The organism is Pseudomonas sp. MYb193 (assembly GCF_002966775.1).
Taxonomy (GTDB): Bacteria; Pseudomonadota; Gammaproteobacteria; order Pseudomonadales; family Pseudomonadaceae; genus Aquipseudomonas; species Aquipseudomonas paracarnis.
Window position 1 is genome coordinate 36,414 of sequence record NZ_CP023269.1, and the last position, 16,355, is coordinate 52,768.

Annotated in this window: 18 protein-coding genes; 10 read left to right on the forward strand and 8 right to left on the reverse strand. The window is 60.1% G+C overall.

Annotated elements, in window-relative coordinates:
* Positions 1 to 32: 32 nt before the first annotated feature.
* From CLM72_RS00165 to trpB, 3 genes are all read right to left on the reverse strand, one after another.
* The gene (locus CLM72_RS00165) at positions 33 to 1,691 is read right to left on the reverse strand and encodes a BBE domain-containing protein (protein ID WP_105225277.1); all 1,659 of its coding nucleotides are present in this window, start codon (positions 1,689 to 1,691) and stop codon (positions 33 to 35) included.
* A gap of 187 nt (positions 1,692 to 1,878) precedes the next feature.
* On the reverse strand, positions 1,879 to 2,688 hold the full coding sequence (gene trpA / locus CLM72_RS00170; RefSeq protein ID WP_014716305.1) for a tryptophan synthase subunit alpha: 810 nt from the start codon (positions 2,686 to 2,688) through the stop codon (positions 1,879 to 1,881).
* Positions 2,688 to 3,914 carry a tryptophan synthase subunit beta gene (trpB, locus tag CLM72_RS00175; protein ID WP_014716306.1) on the reverse strand — a complete coding sequence of 409 codons (1,227 nt, stop codon included), beginning with the start codon at positions 3,912 to 3,914 and terminating at the stop codon, positions 2,688 to 2,690. Before trpB ends, trpA begins: the two co-directional genes overlap by 1 nt.
* Positions 3,915 to 4,022: 108 nt before the next feature.
* On the opposite strand from trpB, the gene CLM72_RS00180 reads away from it, so the two are divergent.
* Positions 4,023 to 4,919, forward strand: coding sequence for a LysR family transcriptional regulator (locus CLM72_RS00180; protein ID WP_105225278.1), 897 nt, complete (start codon positions 4,023 to 4,025; stop codon positions 4,917 to 4,919).
* Between the two features lie 8 nt (positions 4,920 to 4,927).
* Here CLM72_RS00180 and CLM72_RS00185 read toward each other — a convergent pair whose 3' ends face one another.
* Complete coding sequence (locus CLM72_RS00185; RefSeq protein WP_003187304.1) at positions 4,928 to 5,254, reverse strand: YqjD family protein; 327 nt, start codon at positions 5,252 to 5,254, stop codon at positions 4,928 to 4,930.
* A gap of 157 nt (positions 5,255 to 5,411) precedes the next feature.
* On the opposite strand from CLM72_RS00185, the gene CLM72_RS00190 reads away from it, so the two are divergent.
* Both CLM72_RS00190 and CLM72_RS00195 read left to right on the forward strand, forming a co-directional pair.
* Entirely contained in the window at positions 5,412 to 5,627 is a 216-nt protein-coding gene (locus CLM72_RS00190) for a dodecin (protein ID WP_005783406.1), read from the forward strand.
* Positions 5,628 to 5,743: 116 nt separating this feature from the next.
* Entirely contained in the window at positions 5,744 to 5,971 is a 228-nt protein-coding gene (locus tag CLM72_RS00195; protein ID WP_105225279.1) for a DUF1161 domain-containing protein, read from the forward strand.
* 137 nt (positions 5,972 to 6,108) lie between these two features.
* On the opposite strand, the gene CLM72_RS00200 is transcribed toward CLM72_RS00195, so the two are convergent.
* Entirely contained in the window at positions 6,109 to 7,110 is a 1,002-nt protein-coding gene (locus CLM72_RS00200) for an LLM class flavin-dependent oxidoreductase (RefSeq protein ID WP_034129211.1), read from the reverse strand.
* A gap of 217 nt (positions 7,111 to 7,327) precedes the next feature.
* Between CLM72_RS00200 and CLM72_RS00205 the strand changes: the two genes are divergently transcribed.
* A complete protein-coding gene (locus CLM72_RS00205) occupies positions 7,328 to 7,759 on the forward strand; it encodes an OsmC family protein (RefSeq protein ID WP_003187311.1) in 432 nt (143 codons plus the stop codon).
* A gap of 211 nt (positions 7,760 to 7,970) precedes the next feature.
* Entirely contained in the window at positions 7,971 to 8,210 is a 240-nt protein-coding gene (locus CLM72_RS00210) for a DUF1161 domain-containing protein (RefSeq protein WP_047712795.1), read from the forward strand.
* A gap of 1 nt (position 8,211) precedes the next feature.
* On the opposite strand, the gene CLM72_RS00215 is transcribed toward CLM72_RS00210, so the two are convergent.
* Positions 8,212 to 8,634 (reverse strand): hypothetical protein, encoded by a 423-nt coding sequence (locus CLM72_RS00215; protein ID WP_054920967.1) that lies wholly within the window; start codon positions 8,632 to 8,634, stop codon positions 8,212 to 8,214.
* Positions 8,635 to 8,744: 110 nt separating this feature from the next.
* Here CLM72_RS00215 and CLM72_RS00220 point away from each other — a divergent pair, with 110 nt between their 5' ends.
* On the forward strand, positions 8,745 to 9,788 hold the full coding sequence (locus CLM72_RS00220) for an aminopeptidase (protein ID WP_105225280.1): 1,044 nt from the start codon (positions 8,745 to 8,747) through the stop codon (positions 9,786 to 9,788).
* Positions 9,789 to 9,883: 95 nt separating this feature from the next.
* On the opposite strand, the gene CLM72_RS00225 is transcribed toward CLM72_RS00220, so the two are convergent.
* On the reverse strand, positions 9,884 to 10,543 hold the full coding sequence (locus CLM72_RS00225; RefSeq protein WP_105225281.1) for an HAD family hydrolase: 660 nt from the start codon (positions 10,541 to 10,543) through the stop codon (positions 9,884 to 9,886).
* Entirely contained in the window at positions 10,540 to 11,082 is a 543-nt protein-coding gene (locus CLM72_RS00230) for a gamma carbonic anhydrase family protein (RefSeq protein ID WP_044270245.1), read from the reverse strand. The genes CLM72_RS00225 and CLM72_RS00230 overlap by 4 nt, the downstream gene beginning before the upstream one ends.
* Before the next feature lie 101 nt (positions 11,083 to 11,183).
* Here CLM72_RS00230 and prlC point away from each other — a divergent pair, with 101 nt between their 5' ends.
* The 4 genes from prlC (at position 11,184) to CLM72_RS00250 (ending at position 16,349) form a co-directional block, all read left to right on the forward strand.
* Complete coding sequence (prlC, locus tag CLM72_RS00235; protein WP_105225282.1) at positions 11,184 to 13,235, forward strand: oligopeptidase A; 2,052 nt, start codon at positions 11,184 to 11,186, stop codon at positions 13,233 to 13,235.
* Complete coding sequence (locus tag CLM72_RS00240) at positions 13,232 to 13,507, forward strand: YheV family putative zinc ribbon protein (protein WP_105225283.1); 276 nt, start codon at positions 13,232 to 13,234, stop codon at positions 13,505 to 13,507. Before prlC ends, CLM72_RS00240 begins: the two co-directional genes overlap by 4 nt.
* Positions 13,508 to 13,809: 302 nt before the next feature.
* Positions 13,810 to 14,562: a gluconate 2-dehydrogenase subunit 3 family protein gene (locus CLM72_RS00245; RefSeq protein WP_105225284.1), complete on the forward strand. Its 753-nt coding sequence runs from the start codon at positions 13,810 to 13,812 to the stop codon at positions 14,560 to 14,562.
* A gap of 2 nt (positions 14,563 to 14,564) precedes the next feature.
* Positions 14,565 to 16,349 (forward strand): GMC family oxidoreductase, encoded by a 1,785-nt coding sequence (locus CLM72_RS00250; RefSeq protein WP_105225285.1) that lies wholly within the window; start codon positions 14,565 to 14,567, stop codon positions 16,347 to 16,349.
* Positions 16,350 to 16,355: the final 6 nt, after the last annotated feature.

The following is a 16,355-nucleotide window of genomic DNA, read 5'->3' on the forward strand; positions in this document are numbered from 1 at the left end:
GAGGGCGACCTTCGGGTCGCCCTTTTTTCGTTCTACGGCACCGACATCTCGTTGCGAAATATATTGTGCGGGTCCCAGCGCTGCTTGGTACGGCGCAAGCGGCTTTCGATCATCAGATCGGGAAAGAAGATTTTGTACCACTGGGGGTTTTTGCCGTTGGCCGGATTACCGCCTGTGTAGGTCATGTCGAGGTCGGGGTAATTGATGTAGCAGCCTTCGAACGCATTGTTGAGCGGTACGCCTTGCGCATCGGCAAACGCATTGACGTACAGCCCTCGGATCCAGTCGGCATGGGCTTGATCCGCGGCCGCGCTGTCGCCGTGCCAGTAACACTGGGGTTGCCACTTGAGGAAGGACGAACGCTGGGCGGCCGACGACTCCTTGCGCACGGGCGCGCTGGCGGCGTTGATCTGGCCGCCGAAGGACTGAATCTGGATCAGGCTTTGTGTCAGGTGGTTGTCAGGGTCCGGCCAGGTCAGGGTAGTCCAGATGGCCTGTAGCACTTGGGGGCTGAACTCACCTTTCTGATAGGCCGACTTATAGCGCCCACGCTGATTGTCTCCCGAACCATTCAAGGTTTGCTGGCACACCAGCCAATCCAGGCGCCGCGCTGCAGCCTGGGCGGATGAGACTGAGTCGATGGGGCGCCCGCCGGCTGTGCCAGGCGGCAAATGGACCACATGAAACGGCACCAGCGACTCGGTGGCAGGTAAGCCGATGGCCGTGAGCATCTTGTCGACAAAATCATCGAAGGGCGCGAGGTCGTTCAGCTCACCCTCCTTGTCCACATAATGGATGCCCAAGGTGATATTGCCTGTGTGCTCGTGGCGCATTTCCAGTTTGGTCGCCAGGCCCCAGGTGTCCGGGTTGCTCTGATGACTGGCGAACCATAGCTGGTAAGCCACCAGCAGATTGTTTAGTGCATCCTGGGTCAGTACTGACCAATCCCATTCCAACACCAGCCACAGTACTTCTTTGGGGGCCGGAGGCAGGTCCTTGAAGTAATAGCTGGTGATAATGCCAAATTGACCACCCCCCGCACCGCAGCACGCGGCGAACAGGTCCAATTCGTCCTGTTGGGTGCTGTCCCTGCTGACATGGCGCGGTTCGAGCCCTTTGCCTTGGCTGTCAGGCACCAGGATGTCGACCCCGCTGAGCCAGTCACACACCAGTCCATACTTGCGCGACAGCAGCCCATAGCCGCCACCGCAAATGTGTCCGCCCAGGCCCACGCTATAGCATGAGCCGCCGGGCAAGGTTTTGTTGGCCAGCTTGTACAACGCGCCATAGGCGTCCCAGTTCTGGCCGCCGGCCTCCAGGCGAAAGCGGTAGCGAAAAGGCTGCGTGCGGCTCAGCTCGGAACCGATCTGGCCACTGGCATCGTAGACCACTCGGTTCAGCGCGCTGATATCCAGGATCGACAGCACCTCATCCGGGCTGTCGGGCATCTTGTTGGCGACAAACCCTTCGTAGCAATGACCGCCGCTGCGTACGGTGATGCGCCCATTGGGCAGGGCCAATGCCTGGGCGGCGGCGTCCATGATGTCTTGCGGGCTGCGGCAAAGGTAAATCAGGTTGGCGCCATTGGGCGAAGACTGGCCCTGCACATTGCCCAAGGGCCAGCGCAGATTGAAACCCTTTTGCAGGGTTGAGTGGCGACGGTCTGAAACGGTGATGAGATCAAATGCCATGATGTACTCCTGAGAGCCAAGAATGACTTCTGATGCGGCTAACTTAACGACCGAGGGGCAAGGACTGCGGGGCTTGCGAAGGTGGTTAGACGGCAAAGGGCACGAAGTGCGTTAAAAAAGGAGGTGGGCGACATGCCCACCTCCTTTGAAGCCTAGCGTATAAGCTGTGGCGGTTGCGACGTATAGCTTACTTGCGTGCGTTGCGCACACCTTCCGACAGCGCCGCGCACAGGGTCAGCACGCCATCAATGGCTTGCTGGTCGTTCTTGGCCGTGGCGATGTGATCGATCAGCGCCGAACCCACTACCACCCCGTCCGCCAGGCGTGCGATGGCCGCTGCCTGGTCCGGTGTGCGGATACCAAAGCCGATGCTGATAGGCAGGTCGGTATGGCGGCGCAGGCGGGTCACGGCTTCTTCGACGTGCTCCAGGGTGGCGGCACCCGCTCCGGTGACACCGGCGACCGACACGTAATACACAAACCCGGAGCTGCCATTGAGCACAGTAGGCAGGCGCACGTCATCGGTGGTCGGCGTGGTCAGGCGGATAAAATCGATGCCTGCGGCCTGGGCCGGGTCGCACAGCTCGCCGTTGTGCTCGGGGGGCATGTCCACCACGATCAGGCCGTCGACGCCAGCTGCCTTGGCATCGGCAATGAACTGCGACACGCCGTATTTGTGGATCGGGTTGAAATAGCCCATCAACACCAGCGGCGTGTCGTTGTTGTCCTGGCGGAACTCGCGAACCATCTGCAGGGTTTTCAACAGGTTCTGCTTGGCGGCCAGCGCGCGGATATTGGCCAGCTGGATGGCCGGGCCATCGGCCATCGGGTCGGTGAAGGGCATGCCCAGCTCGATCACGTCGGCGCCGGCGGCCGGCAAGCCCTTGAGGATCGCCAGTGAGGTGTCATAGCCGGGGTCGCCAGCGGTGACGAAGGTCACCAGGGCGGCGCGATTTTGTTCTTTAAGTTGCGCAAAGCGGGTTTGCAGGCGGCTCATCAGTGTTTCTCCTGCTTGGACTGTTCCATATGGTGCATCACGGTCTGCATGTCTTTGTCGCCACGGCCCGAGAGGTTGACCACCATCAGGTGATCCTTGGGCAAGTTTGGCGCGCGCTTGAATACTTCAGCCAGGGCGTGGGCGCTTTCCAGTGCCGGAATGATCCCTTCCAGGCGGCAGCATTTGTGGAAGGCTTCCAGGGCCTCATCGTCAGTCACCGAGGTGTACTGGACGCGGCCGATGTCATGCAACCAGGCGTGTTCCGGGCCGATGCCGGGGTAGTCCAGGCCTGCGGAAATCGAGTGGGCGTCGATGATCTGGCCGTCGTCGTCCTGCAGCAGGAAGGTGCGGTTGCCGTGCAGCACGCCCGGTACGCCGCCGTTGAGGCTGGCAGCGTGCTTGCCGGTTTCGATGCCATGGCCTGCGGCTTCAACACCGATGATCTCGACGCTGGTGTCATCCAGGAATGGGTGGAACAGGCCCATGGCGTTGGAACCGCCGCCGATGCACGCCACCAGGCTGTCCGGCAGGCGGCCTTCCTGGGCTTGCAACTGGGTGCGGGTCTCCTTGCCGATCACGGCCTGGAAGTCGCGCACCATCGCCGGGTATGGGTGTGGCCCGGCCACGGTACCGATCAGGTAGAAGGTGCTGTCGACATTGGTTACCCAGTCGCGCAGGGCTTCGTTCATGGCGTCTTTGAGGGTGCCGGTGCCGGCGACCACGGGGATGACCTCGGCGCCCAGCAGCTTCATGCGGAACACGTTGGCCTGCTGGCGCTCGATGTCGGTGGTGCCCATGTAGATCACGCATTGCAGGCCAAAGCGCGCCGCCACGGTTGCGGTGGCCACGCCGTGCATGCCGGCGCCGGTTTCGGCGATGATGCGTTTCTTGCCCATGCGCCGGGCCAGCAGGATCTGGCCGATGCAGTTGTTGATCTTGTGCGCGCCGGTGTGGTTGAGCTCTTCGCGCTTGAGGTAGATCTTGGCGCCGCCGCAGAACTCGGTCAGGCGTTCGGCAAAATACAGCGGGCTTGGGCGCCCGACATAATCGCGCTGAAAGTAGGCCAATTCTTCGTTAAACGCCGGATCTACCTTCGCCGCTTCGTATTCACGGGCCAGGTCGAGAATCAACGGCATCAGGGTTTCAGCGACGTAGCGGCCGCCGAACGCACCAAACAGGCCGTTGGCGTCAGGGCCGTTGCGTAGATCGGTCTGGGACTGAGTCATGGGACGCTCCAGGAAAAATGTGTTTAAAGGCAATGACGGTCACTCTACTCGTGACGCTCTGGCCTGAAAACCGATAAGATCGCCGCAACCTGTCAGGAAAACTCACAGATGAGCCGCGACCTCCCTCCCCTCAATGCCCTGCGCGCTTTTGAAGCCACCGCTCGCCTTAACAGCGTCAGCCAGGCTGCGGAGCTATTGCACGTGACCCATGGCGCGGTCAGCCGCCAGTTGAAAGTGCTGGAGGAGCACTTGGGCGTGAGCCTGTTCGTCAAAGATGGGCGCGGCCTTAAACTCACAGATGCCGGCGTCAGGCTACGAGATGCCAGCAGCGAGGCTTTCGAGCGGTTGCGCGACGTGTGCGCCGAACTCACCCAACGCGGCGCTGACGCGCCCTTCGTTCTTGGTTGTTCAGGCAGCTTGCTGGCGCGTTGGTTTATCCCTCGACTGGGGCGGTTGAATGCCGACTTGCCGGATTTACGCTTGCACCTGTCGGCAGGCGAAGGCGATCTGGACCCGCGCCGCCCGGGGCTGGATGCCTTGCTGGTATTCGCTGAGCCGCCGTGGCCGGCGGATATGCAGGTGTATGAGCTGGCCAGCGAGCGCATCGGCCCGGTCTTGAGCCCCCGCTTCGCCGGTTTTGAACACCTGCGTCAGGCCCCAGCGTCGGATCTGCTGGAGCAACCCTTACTTCACACCACCTCAAGGCCGCAAGCCTGGCCCAGTTGGGCACGGCAACACGGCCTAGAGCCCGGCGCGCTGAAACTCGGCCAGGGGTTTGAGCATTTGTATTATCTGCTGGAAGCGGCGGTTGCCGGCTTGGGAGTGGCAATTGCGCCAGAACCGCTGGTGGCAGAGGACCTGCGAGCGGGTCGCCTGGTGGCGCCGTGGGGGTTCAGTGAAACCCCGGCGCACCTGGCGTTGTGGCTACCCAAGCGCGCCGCAGACGGGCGCGCCGGGCAGTTGGCACGATGGCTCAAGGCTGAGCTGTTGCGTCAACCGATGTAACCGGTCGATCAGTCACCGCGTTTGCACAGCAGATAAGCCGCCAGCAGGCCCAGCGCGCCAACGGCGACACCGGCGGTCGTCCAGGGGTGCTCTTGTGCGTAGTCACGGGTGGCAGCGCTGGTTTCGCGGATTTTGACTTTGCTTTCTTCGTAGGCGTCGCTGATCAGGTGGCGAGAGTGCTTGAGGGCGTTCTCGGCGTTGCTTTTCAAGGCCTTCAGCGTTTTGCGCGACTCATCGGACGCGTCGTCCTTGAGGCTCTCCAGCGATTTGAGCAGGCTCGAAATCTCGGCTTCCATGCTTTCCAGCGACGCTTTGCGTAAAGAAGTGTTGGCCATGTGGACATCTCCTGAAGTGATTGAGTGGCGTGTGTAGATACCGACTGCGCCGGTTTCAGAAAGTGCAGTAATTCTGAACTTTCGCCTCCCAACGGTCGCCTGAAGCAGTACGCACATTCGCTGCTAGTCTTGATTGACGACCTAAAGGAGAAACGCCATGAGTGATCATCACACGTACAAGAAAGTCGAACTGGTAGGCTCTTCCACCACCAGCATCGAAGACGCGATCAACAATGCCCTGGCTGAAGCCAACAAAAGCATCAAGCATCTGGAGTGGTTTGAGGTGACCGAAACCCGTGGTCACATCAAAGATGGCAAGGCTGCGCACTTCCAGGTCACGCTCAAAGTGGGATTCCGCATTGCCAGTAGTTGATCGGCAGAGTTGAACTTTGCCCGCTGGCCGATTGCCATAACCTGCGCTACAAACAACGGGTGCCGACGCGATGAGCGTCGGCACGCTCTTTTTGATCAGCGCAAGGAAAGTAACGGATGAAGAAGTTTCTGTTAGCGGTAGGGTTGTTGAGCATTGCGGGTACCGCTATGGCGGCGGGCAAGCCTTGTGAAGAGCTGAAAAGCGAAATCGCAGCGAAAATCGACGCCAACGGCGCTTCGGGGTATTCGCTGGAAGTGGTGGACAAAGGTGCTACGCCAAGTGACCAGAAAGTAGTTGGCACCTGCGAAGGTGACACCAAGGAAATTGCCTACAAGCGCGGCTAACCCCGTGCTGTATAAGCGACGCACCTGTGGCGAGGGAGCTTACTCCCGCTGTGCTGCGTAGCGGCCCCAAAAAAATGGGAGCGCTGCGCACTCCAGCGGGAGCAAGCTCCCTCGCCACAGGTCTATCGTTTTACCATTCAGCCCTTCATCACTTGTGCAAGCAGCTCGTAGGAATGAATCCGGTCGGCGTGCTCATACAGGTCACTGGTAAAAATCAGCTCATCGGCACCGGTCTGCTCGATCAACACCTCCAACTTGCCGCGAATCTTCGCCGGGCTGCCCACCATGGCCAAGCCGAGGAAGCTACCGACCGCATCTTTTTCATGGGGCAACCACAGGCCGTCCATGGTTTTCACTGGAGGGCGCTGCACCAGGCTCTGGCCGCGCATCAACGCGAGAATACGCTGGTACACCGAGGTGGCCAGGTAATCGGCCTGCTCATCGGTGTCGGCCGCCACCAGCGGAATGCCGAGCATCACGTAGGGCTTGTCCAGCACCGCCGAAGGCTTGAAGTGATTGCGATACACGCGAATCGCCTCATGCATCAAGCGCGGTGCGAAATGGGAGGCGAAGGCGTAAGGCAAGCCACGCTCACCGGCCAATTGCGCGCTGAACAGGCTTGAACCCAGCAGCCACACCGGCACATTGGTGCCGGTGCCCGGTACCGCGATAACCCGTTGGTCGGGCGTACGCGGGCCCAAGTAGGCCATCAGCTCGGCCACATCTTCGGGGAAGTCATCGGCACTGCCGGAGCGTTCACGGCGCAGGGCGCGGGCAGTCATCTGGTCGGAACCGGGCGCGCGCCCCAGGCCCAAGTCAATACGACCGGGGTAGAGGCTTTCCAGGGTGCCGAACTGCTCGGCGATCACCAGTGGCGCGTGGTTTGGCAACATCACCCCGCCAGACCCCACTCGAATAGTCGAGGTGCCGCCTGCCAGGTAACCGAGCAGTACCGAGGTGGCCGAACTGGCGATGCCGTCCATATTGTGGTGCTCAGCTACCCAGAAACGGTGGTAGCCGAACTTCTCCACATGCTGAGCCAGGTCCAGGGAATTGCGCAGCGACTGCGCCGGGCTGCCGTTGGCGCGTACGGGCACCAGGTCGAGGGTCGAGAACTTTACGTCGGACAGCGATTTCATAAGCCTGCTTCTCCAATGGGGGCGCAGGCTTTCTAGACGAACCAAAACCTGCTGCTTCATGTGCTTGTTCTATGCAATGAGGGCATATACCCGAGATTCAATAGGCGGCTCTGAAATTTCCTACTGGATTGCTAGGTTTCTCTTACGAATGAACTTTGTTTTGACGTCTATCCTCAGAACCCTTACCGACGCAAAACCACCGTTCGAGGAGAAAGCTATGAGTATCGTTAAAAAGGCATCCGCGCATTGGGAAGGCGACCTGAAGACTGGCCTGGGCTCCATTTCCACGGAAACCGGCGTGCTGCGCGAAGCGCCCTACGGCTTCAAGGCCCGCTTCGAGGGCGGCAAGGGTACCAACCCTGAAGAATTGATCGGCGCGGCTCACGCCGGCTGTTTCTCCATGGCGTTTTCCATGATTCTCGGCGACGCCGGGCTCAAGGCTGACAGCATCGACACCCAGGCCGAAGTGACTCTGGACCAGGTCGAGGGCGGCTTTGCGATTACAGCAGTGCATCTGATCCTGAAAGCCAAAATCCCAGGCGCGAGCCAGGCGCAGTTCGATGAACTGAGCAAAAAGGCCAAGGAAGGGTGCCCGGTGTCCAAGGTGCTGAATGCGACCATCACCTTGGATGCCACGCTGGTCAACTGATACAGCGGTAATCCATGTGGGAGCGGGCCTGCTCGCGAATGCGGTGGATCAGCCGATATCTTCAGTGGCTGACACTTCGTATTGGCGAGCGAGCCCGCTCCCACATGTTTAGTTCTGCGTTAAATCAGAACTCGTGTTTGCAAAATGTGGTCGAATAGCCCATGCAGCCTAGGCGCACACTCGTGCGCAGCGCATTCAGGGAGCTCCACACATGAAACGTTTTGCCTTGGCAATCATCTGCGGTGTATTGGCCACTTCGGCCGTTGCCGCGCCAAAAGATTGTGAAGAGCTCAGGAAAGAAATCGAAGTGAAGATTCAGGCTAATGCCGTGCCGTCTTACACTCTCGAGATCGTCAGCAAGGAAGAAGCCGACAAGCACGATATAGCTATGGTCGTCGGCAGCTGTGAAAACGGTACCAAGGCAATCATCTACCAGAAAAACAACGACTGACTCAGATGCAGTTCACGCTGCGCTCTTCGGCCAATAGCTGGCGGGTTGAGTCGTACAGCCGGATGTTGGGCGTGAACGCCAGTGAGCGCCCTTCCAGCACATAGCGCTGGCCGGCCTGAAAGTGGTCGTACTGCAGCGTCATGAAGCAGGTGCGATACATCATCTGGCTGAGGCCACCCAGGCCGCCGCCGGCGGGCACTTCAAAATCAAAGCGCACCATCAGCTCGTGAGGGCCGGGAGGCATTTGAAAAAAGCGCCCGTCGTCGAGGTTTTTCCCGTCCAGGCGCTGAGCCATTACCAACTTGGAACCCGGTGTCGGCGTGCTGAAATCGACCCAGGCCTGCTGCGGGTCCACGGGGGGGATGGGGGTCGAGGCGCAAGCGCTGAGGAACACAGCGGCGACGGGAAGCAAGAGCGGGCGCATGGCAAGTACTCAACACGAGAAGAGGCTTGAGTATAAACACGCCACGCCGTGGAAAAATCCCCTGCAAGCGCGATAGTCTGGCGAACCCATCACCCAGGAGCAGTCAGTGCATGATCAGGCGTTTTCTTCCAGGACTGATGGTTTTGCTACTCAGCGGCTGCTCCAGTGTCAGTTATTACAGCCAGTTGGCGAGTGGCCAGTGGCACCTGTTGCGGGCCCGGGAGCCGGTTGCCGAGGTCATCGCCGACCCTGCTCGCCCGCCACTGCTACGCGAGCATCTGGCTCAATCGCAGAAAGCCCGAACCTTTGCCAGTGAACACCTGCATCTGCCGGACAATCAAAGTTACCGGCTCTATGCCGATATTGGCCGACCCTATGTGGTCTGGAATGTCTTCGCCACGCAGGAATTTTCTCTGTCACCCCAGAACCATTGCTTTCCCATCGCCGGTTGCGTCGCCTATCGCGGCTACTACAACCAAGGTGCGGCCCGGGGCGAGGCGGCGCTGTTGCGGCAACAGGGCATGGATGTGTCGATCGGTGGCGTGGAGGCCTATTCCACCCTGGGCTGGTTCAACGACCCGATCATGAGTTCGATGATGAGCTGGGGCGATGAGCGCCTCGCCACGCTGATCTTCCATGAGCTGGCTCACCAGCGCTTCTACGTGAAGGACGACACCGAGTTCAACGAGTCCTATGCCAGTTTTGTCGAGCAGGAGGGCACGCGCCAATGGCGTGCGGCGCGGGGCCTGGCGCCTGTCGGCGATGCGGCGTTGAAGCAACGCGATCAATTTATCCGGCTGATTCTCGATACCCGTAGACGCCTGGAGGCGTTGTACGCGCAGCCGTTGGCAGCGGACGCGATGCGCCGTGCCAAAGCGGCGCAATTCGAGCAGTTGCGCAGCGAATACCGGCACCTGCGTGATAGCCAATGGGGTGGTGACAAGCGTTATGGCGCCTGGATCAACCAGCCGATGAATAACGCGCGGCTTTTGCCGTTTGGGTTGTATGACCAATGGGTGCCGGCGTTTGCGGCGTTGTTTGCGCGGGAAGGCGGGGATTGGGTGAGGTTTTATGCGGCGGTGGAGAAGTTGGGTGGGCTGCCGGTGGAGCAGCGTAAAGCGGCGTTGAGGCAGTTGGAGACGGTTGGTCGTTAGGGCCTTTTCGCAGGCAAGCCAGCTCCCACAGTTGACCGATTTTCAACATGAGCATGCGGTCAACCGTGGGAGCTGGCTTGCCTGCGAAAGCGGTCTCAAGGACGCTGCAAAAACGCCTGATGCATCTGGTCCAACGTCTCGAAATGCCAGGTCGGTGCCTCGGCACTCAGCTCTTCAAAACTACCAAACCCATACCCCACGGCGGCCGAATCCAGCCCATTACTGCGTGCGCCGATCAGGTCATGCTTGCGATCACCGATCATCAGGGTGGTGGCTGGGTCCAGCCGTTCCTCACGCATCAAATGCGCGATCAATTCCACCTTGTTGGTGCGCGTACCGTCCAGTTCGCTGCCGTAGATCACCTTGAAGTGCTTGGCAAAGTCGAAATGTCGCGCAATCTCGCGGGCAAATTCCCACGGTTTGGAGGTGGCGATGTATAGCTGGCGCCCTTGGCTGTTCAGCTCTTCCAATAACGGCATGACCCCGTCGAACACGCGGTTTTCATACAGTCCGGTGACCTTGAAGCGCTCGCGGTAGAAATTCACCGCCTCCCATGCCTTGGCCTCGTCGAAGGCGTAAAACTGCATGAACGCCTGCAGCAAGGGCGGGCCGATGAAGTGTTCGAGTTTGGTCAGGTCGGGCTCATCAATGCCCAGTTTGGCCAGGGCGTACTGGATCGAACGGGTAATGCCCTCCCGTGGGTCGGTGAGAGTGCCGTCCAGGTCGAACAGGACAGTGGGGTGATGCAGAGTCATTGATCGAATCCTTCAGCCAGGTGCAAGTCTTTGAGCTTCACGTAGTTCGCGGCGCTGTAGGTGAAAAAGGCGCGTTCTTTGTCAGTCAATGCGCGAACCTGTTTGACCGGGCTGCCCACATATAAAAAGCCGCTGTCGAGTTTCTTGCCTGGCGGCACCAGGCTGCCGGCACCGATGATCACGTCGTCTTCAACCACGGCGCCATCCATCACGATACTGCCCATGCCGATCAGGACGCGGCTACCCACGGTGCAGCCATGCAGCATGACCTTATGGGCGATGGTTACATCGTCGCCGATCAGCAACGGGAAACCCTCAGGATTGAACGGCCCGGCATGGGTAATGTGCAGCACGCAGCCGTCTTGCACGCTGGTGCGCGCACCGATGCGGATGCGGTGCATATCGCCGCGAATCACCGTCAGCGGCCAAACCGAGCTGTCAGTGCCGATTTCGACATCGCCGATCACCACCGCCGAAATATCGACAAACGCCCCGGCGCCGAGGGTTGGCGTGTGGTTCTGATAGGTGCGAAGGGTCACGATAGCCTCTCTCTCTTCTGCTGATAGCTGCGGTGGGTGTTGATTGTAATTAAGATGGCCCCATCTTTGTTCTACATGTTTCTTCAGCCAAGGTGCCCACCGTGAGCGCGAACAACCCTCTTTTGCAGTCCTACGACCTGCCGCCGTTCTCGGCGATCCGTGCCGAGCACGTGCAGCCGGCCATCGAACAGATCCTCGCCGACAACCGCGTGGCAATCGCAGAGATCCTGCAAAGCCAGGGTAAAAATCCGACGTGGGCAGGCCTGGTCCTGGCCATGGATGAACTCAATGATCGCCTTGGCGCGGCCTGGAGCCCGGTCAGCCACCTCAATGCCGTGTGCAACAGCGCCGAACTGCGCGAAGCCTACGAGGCGTGCCTGCCGGCATTGAGCGCCTACTCCACCGAAATGGGCCAGAACCGTGAGCTGTTCCAGGCCTTCGAAGCCCTGGCCAACAGCTCGGAAGCTGCCGGTTTCGATGTGGCGCAAAAAACCATTCTGGAACACTCCCTGCGTGACTTCCGCCTGTCGGGTATCGACTTGCCGCCGGAGCAGCAAAAACGCTACGCCGAGGTGCAGAGCAAGCTGTCCGAGTTGGGCAGCAAATTCTCCAACCAGTTGCTGGACGCCACCCAGGCCTGGACCAAGCACGTCACTGATGAGGCGATACTTGCCGGCCTGACCGATTCGGCCAAGGCGCAAATGGCTGCCGCCGCCCAGGCCAAGGGCCTCGACGGCTGGCTGATCACGTTGGAATTCCCCAGCTACTACGCCGTCATGACCTACGCCCAGGACCGCGCCCTGCGTGAAGAGGTTTATGCCGCCTACTGCACCCGTGCGTCGGACCAGGGCCCGAATGCCGGTCAGAACGATAACGGCCCGGTGATGGAGCAGATCCTCGACCTGCGTCAGGAACTGGCCCAATTGTTGGGTTATGCGTCGTTCTCCGAGCTGAGCCTGGCCACCAAGATGGCCGAATCCAGCGACCAGGTGCTGAGCTTCCTGCGCGACCTGGCCAAGCGCAGCAAGCCGTTCGCCGCCCAGGACCTGCAGCAACTCAAGGCCTACGCCGCCGAGCAAGGCTGCGCCGATCTGCAGAGCTGGGACAGCGGTTTCTACGGCGAAAAACTGCGTGAGCAGCGCTACAGCGTGTCCCAGGAAGCGCTGCGCGCCTACTTCCCCATCGACAAAGTGCTGGGCGGCCTGTTTGCCATTGTGCAGCGCCTGTACGGCATCGAGATCGCTGAGCTTAAAGGCTTCGACACCTGGCACCCGGATGTGCGCTTGTTCGAGATCAAGGAGAACGGCGAGCACGTCGGACGCTTCTTCTTCGACCTGTATGCCCGCGCCAACAAGCGTGGCGGTGCCTGGATGGACGGTGCCCGTGACCGCCGCCGTACCCTTGATGGCGTGCTGCAAAGCCCCGTTGCCAACCTGGTGTGCAACTTCACCCCGGCCGACAGTGGCAAGCCTGCCCTGCTGACCCACGATGAAGTCACCACCCTGTTCCACGAATTCGGCCACGGCCTGCATCACCTGCTCACCCGCGTGGAGCACGCCGGCGTATCCGGTATCAACGGTGTGGCGTGGGACGCGGTGGAACTGCCGAGCCAATTCATGGAGAACTGGTGCTGGGAGCCTGAAGGCCTGGCGCTGATCTCCGGCCACTACGAAACCGGCGAGCCACTGCCCCAGGACCTGCTGGAGAAAATGCTCGCGGCGAAAAATTTCCAGTCCGGCCTGATGATGGTGCGTCAGTTGGAGTTCTCGCTGTTCGACTTTGAACTACACGCCACCCATGGCGATGGTCGCAGCGTGGCCCAGGTACTTGAAGGCGTGCGCGATGAAGTCTCGGTCATGCGCCCACCGGCCTACAACCGCTTCCCCAACAGCTTCGCTCACATCTTCGCCGGCGGTTATGCGGCGGGTTACTACAGCTACAAATGGGCGGAAGTGCTGTCGGCGGACGCGTTCTCCAAGTTTGAGGAAGACGGCGTGCTCAACGCCCAGACCGGGCGTGCCTTCCGTGAAGCCATCCTGGCCCGTGGCGGCTCCCAGGCGCCGATGGTGCTGTTCGTCGATTTCCGCGGACGCGCGCCGTCGATTGACGCACTCTTGCGCCACAGCGGTTTGAGTGAGGACGCGGCAGCATGAGTGAAGGGCCTGTGATTACCAAAAAGCAATTTATCGCCGGGGCGGTCTGCCCGGCGTGCAGCGAGCCGGACAAGTTGAAGATGTGGACCGAAGACAGCGTGCCGCACCGCGAATGCGTGGCCTGCGGGTATACCGATACGCTGAATGATCAAGGCCTGTCGGTGCCCAAGGAATTGGGCACTAGGGTCAATACTTCCGCGTTGAAAGCGCCGGCCGATCCTAAGGTGCAAGCGGTGCAGTTCTTCCCGAACCCCAAGCTCAAGAAAGTCTAGCGCTCGTAAGCAATCTGAAAATGTGGGAGCGGGCTTGCTCGCGAAGACGGTATGTCAGTCATGGAATGATTGCCTGACCACCGCCTTCGCGAGCAAGCCCGCTCCCACTTTTTTTGCCCGCGTTTTGTCTCATATCCCAGCAGAATTGTTTCTGGGAATGATTAGCCTGCTATCATTTGTAACTGTTGATTGCCGCTGCAAGCTATCCTTTGCATCGGTTGGATCCAATGCGCCAGCTCAAAAAGACAAGCCACTCTCCAGAAGCGGCTGCCAAACCCGTGACCACATGATGAGGTGTACCCATGTCTGATCAAGATCAAGACAACCCCCGGCGTGACTTTTTACGCAAATCCTTGACCTTGATCCCGGTGGTCACGGTTGCCAGCACCGGCCTTGGCGGTTCGATGTTGATGGCCACGCCGGAACCGGCCCAGGCCGAGCCGGCCAAACCCGCGGTCAGCGACAAAGCCTACGAGCCAAGCTATTTCACGGCCGAGGAATGGGCGTTTATCAACGCCGCCGTCGAGCGCTTGATTCCCGCTGACGCCCAGGGCCCCGGTGCCTTGGAGGCTGGCGCGCCGGAATACATCGACCGCCAGATGAGCACCCCTTACGCCAGTGGCGCCCTGTGGTTCATGCAAGGCCCGTTCAACGCCGATGCACCGCCGGAGATGGGCTGGCAGAGCAAATTGGTGCCCAAGGAGATCTATCGCCTGGGTATTGCTGCTACGGATGCGTGGTCGAAAGCGTTCAACGGCAAAGCTTTTGCTGCGCAAGACAGCGCTACCCGAGACGATATGCTGCGACGTCTTGAGGCGGGCGGCAGCGAAGTGGCGGCGCACTTCGACGCCGTGCCGCCCAAGATGTTCTTTAACCTTTTGCTGCAAAATACCAAGGAAGGTTTCTTCTGCGACCCTATCCACGGCGGTAATAAAGGCATGGTCGGCTGGACCATGATCGGCTTTCCCGGCGCCCGCGCCGATTTCATGGATTGGGTGGAACGCAACGAGCAATACCCCTTCCCGGCTGTTTCCATTCGCGGCGAGAGGGCGTAAACGTGGCGACCATCATGAAGAAAGTGGATGCAGTGATTGTGGGCTTCGGCTGGACGGGCGCGATCATGGCCAAAGAGCTGACAGAAGCGGGCCTCAACGTGGTAGCGCTGGAGCGCGGCCCGATGCAGGACACTTACCCAGACGGCAACTATCCCCAGGTCATCGATGAATTGACCTACAGCGTGCGTAAGAAGCTGTTCCAAGACATCTCCAAAGAAACGGTGACCATTCGCCACAGCGTGAATGACGTCGCCCTGCCCAATCGTCAGTTGGGCGCGTTCTTGCCGGGTAATGGCGTTGGTGGTGCGGGGCTGCACTGGTCGGGCGTGCATTTTCGCGTTGATCCCATCGAACTGCGCATGCGCAGCCATTACGAAGAGCGCTACGGGAAGAACTTCATTCCCAAGGACATGACCATCCAGGACTTCGGCGTCAGCTATGGAGAGCTGGAGCCGTTTTTCGACTATGCGGAAAAAGTCTTTGGCACCTCCGGTCAAGCCTGGACGGTCAAGGGCCAACTGGTCGGTGAAGGCCGTGGCGGCAACCCCTACGCGCCGGATCGCTCCAACCCGTTCCCGCTGGAGGCGCAGAAAAATACTGTCTCCGCCCAGCTGTTTCAGAAAGCGGCGACCGACGTAGGTTACAGACCTTACAACCTGCCTTCGGCCAATACGTCGGGGCCGTACACCAACCCCTATGGTGCGCAGATGGGCCCGTGCAACTTCTGCGGGTTTTGCAGTGGCTACGTGTGCTACATGTACTCCAAGGCTTCGCCGAACGTGAACATCCTGCCGGCCTTGCGGCAGGTGCCCAACTTCGAGCTGCGGCCCAATTCCCACGTGCTCAAGGTCAACCTCGACAGCACCAAGAAGAAAGCCACCGGCGTGACCTACATCGACGCCCAGGGCCGCGAATGTGAACAACCGGCCGACCTGGTGATTCTTGGCGCCTTCCAGTTCCATAACGTGCGCCTGATGCTGCTGTCCGGCATCGGCAAACCCTACGACCCGATTACCAACGAGGGTGTGGTAGGCCGCAACTTCGCCTACCAGAACATGGGCACCATCAAGGCGTTCTTCGACAAGGACACCCACACCAACAACTTTATCGGCGCGGGCGGCAATGGCGTGGCCATCGACGACTTCAACGCCGACAACTTTGACCATGGCCCCCACGGCTTCGTGGGTGGTTCGCCGATGTGGGTCAACCAGGCCGGCAGCCGGCCGATTGCCGGTACGTCCAACCCGCCGGGTACGCCGGCCTGGGGCAGTGCCTGGAAGCGCGCCACCGCCGATTACTACACCCATCAGGTCTCAATGGATTCTCACGGTGCCCATCAATCCTACCGGAGCAACTACCTGGATCTGGACCCGGTTTACCGCGATGCCTACGGCCTGCCGCTGCTGCGCATGACCTTCGACTGGCAAGAAAACGACATCAAGATGAACCGCTTCATGATGGAAAAAATGGGCAAAGTGGCCCAGGCCATGAACCCCAAGGCCATCGCCGTGCTGGGTAAAAAGGTGGGTGAGCATTTCAATACCGCCTCCTACCAGACCACCCACCTCAACGGCGGCGCGATCATGGGCACCGACCCGAAAACCAGTGCGTTGAACCGCTACTTGCAGAGCTGGGATGTGCACAACGTCTTTGTCCCTGGTGCTTCCGCTTTCCCACAAGGCTTGGGCTACAACCCGACCGGCCTGGTGGCAGCGTTGACCTATTGGTCGGCACGAGCGATTCGCGAGCAGTACCTCAAAAACCCCGGCCCACTGGTTCAGGCATAAGGAGCG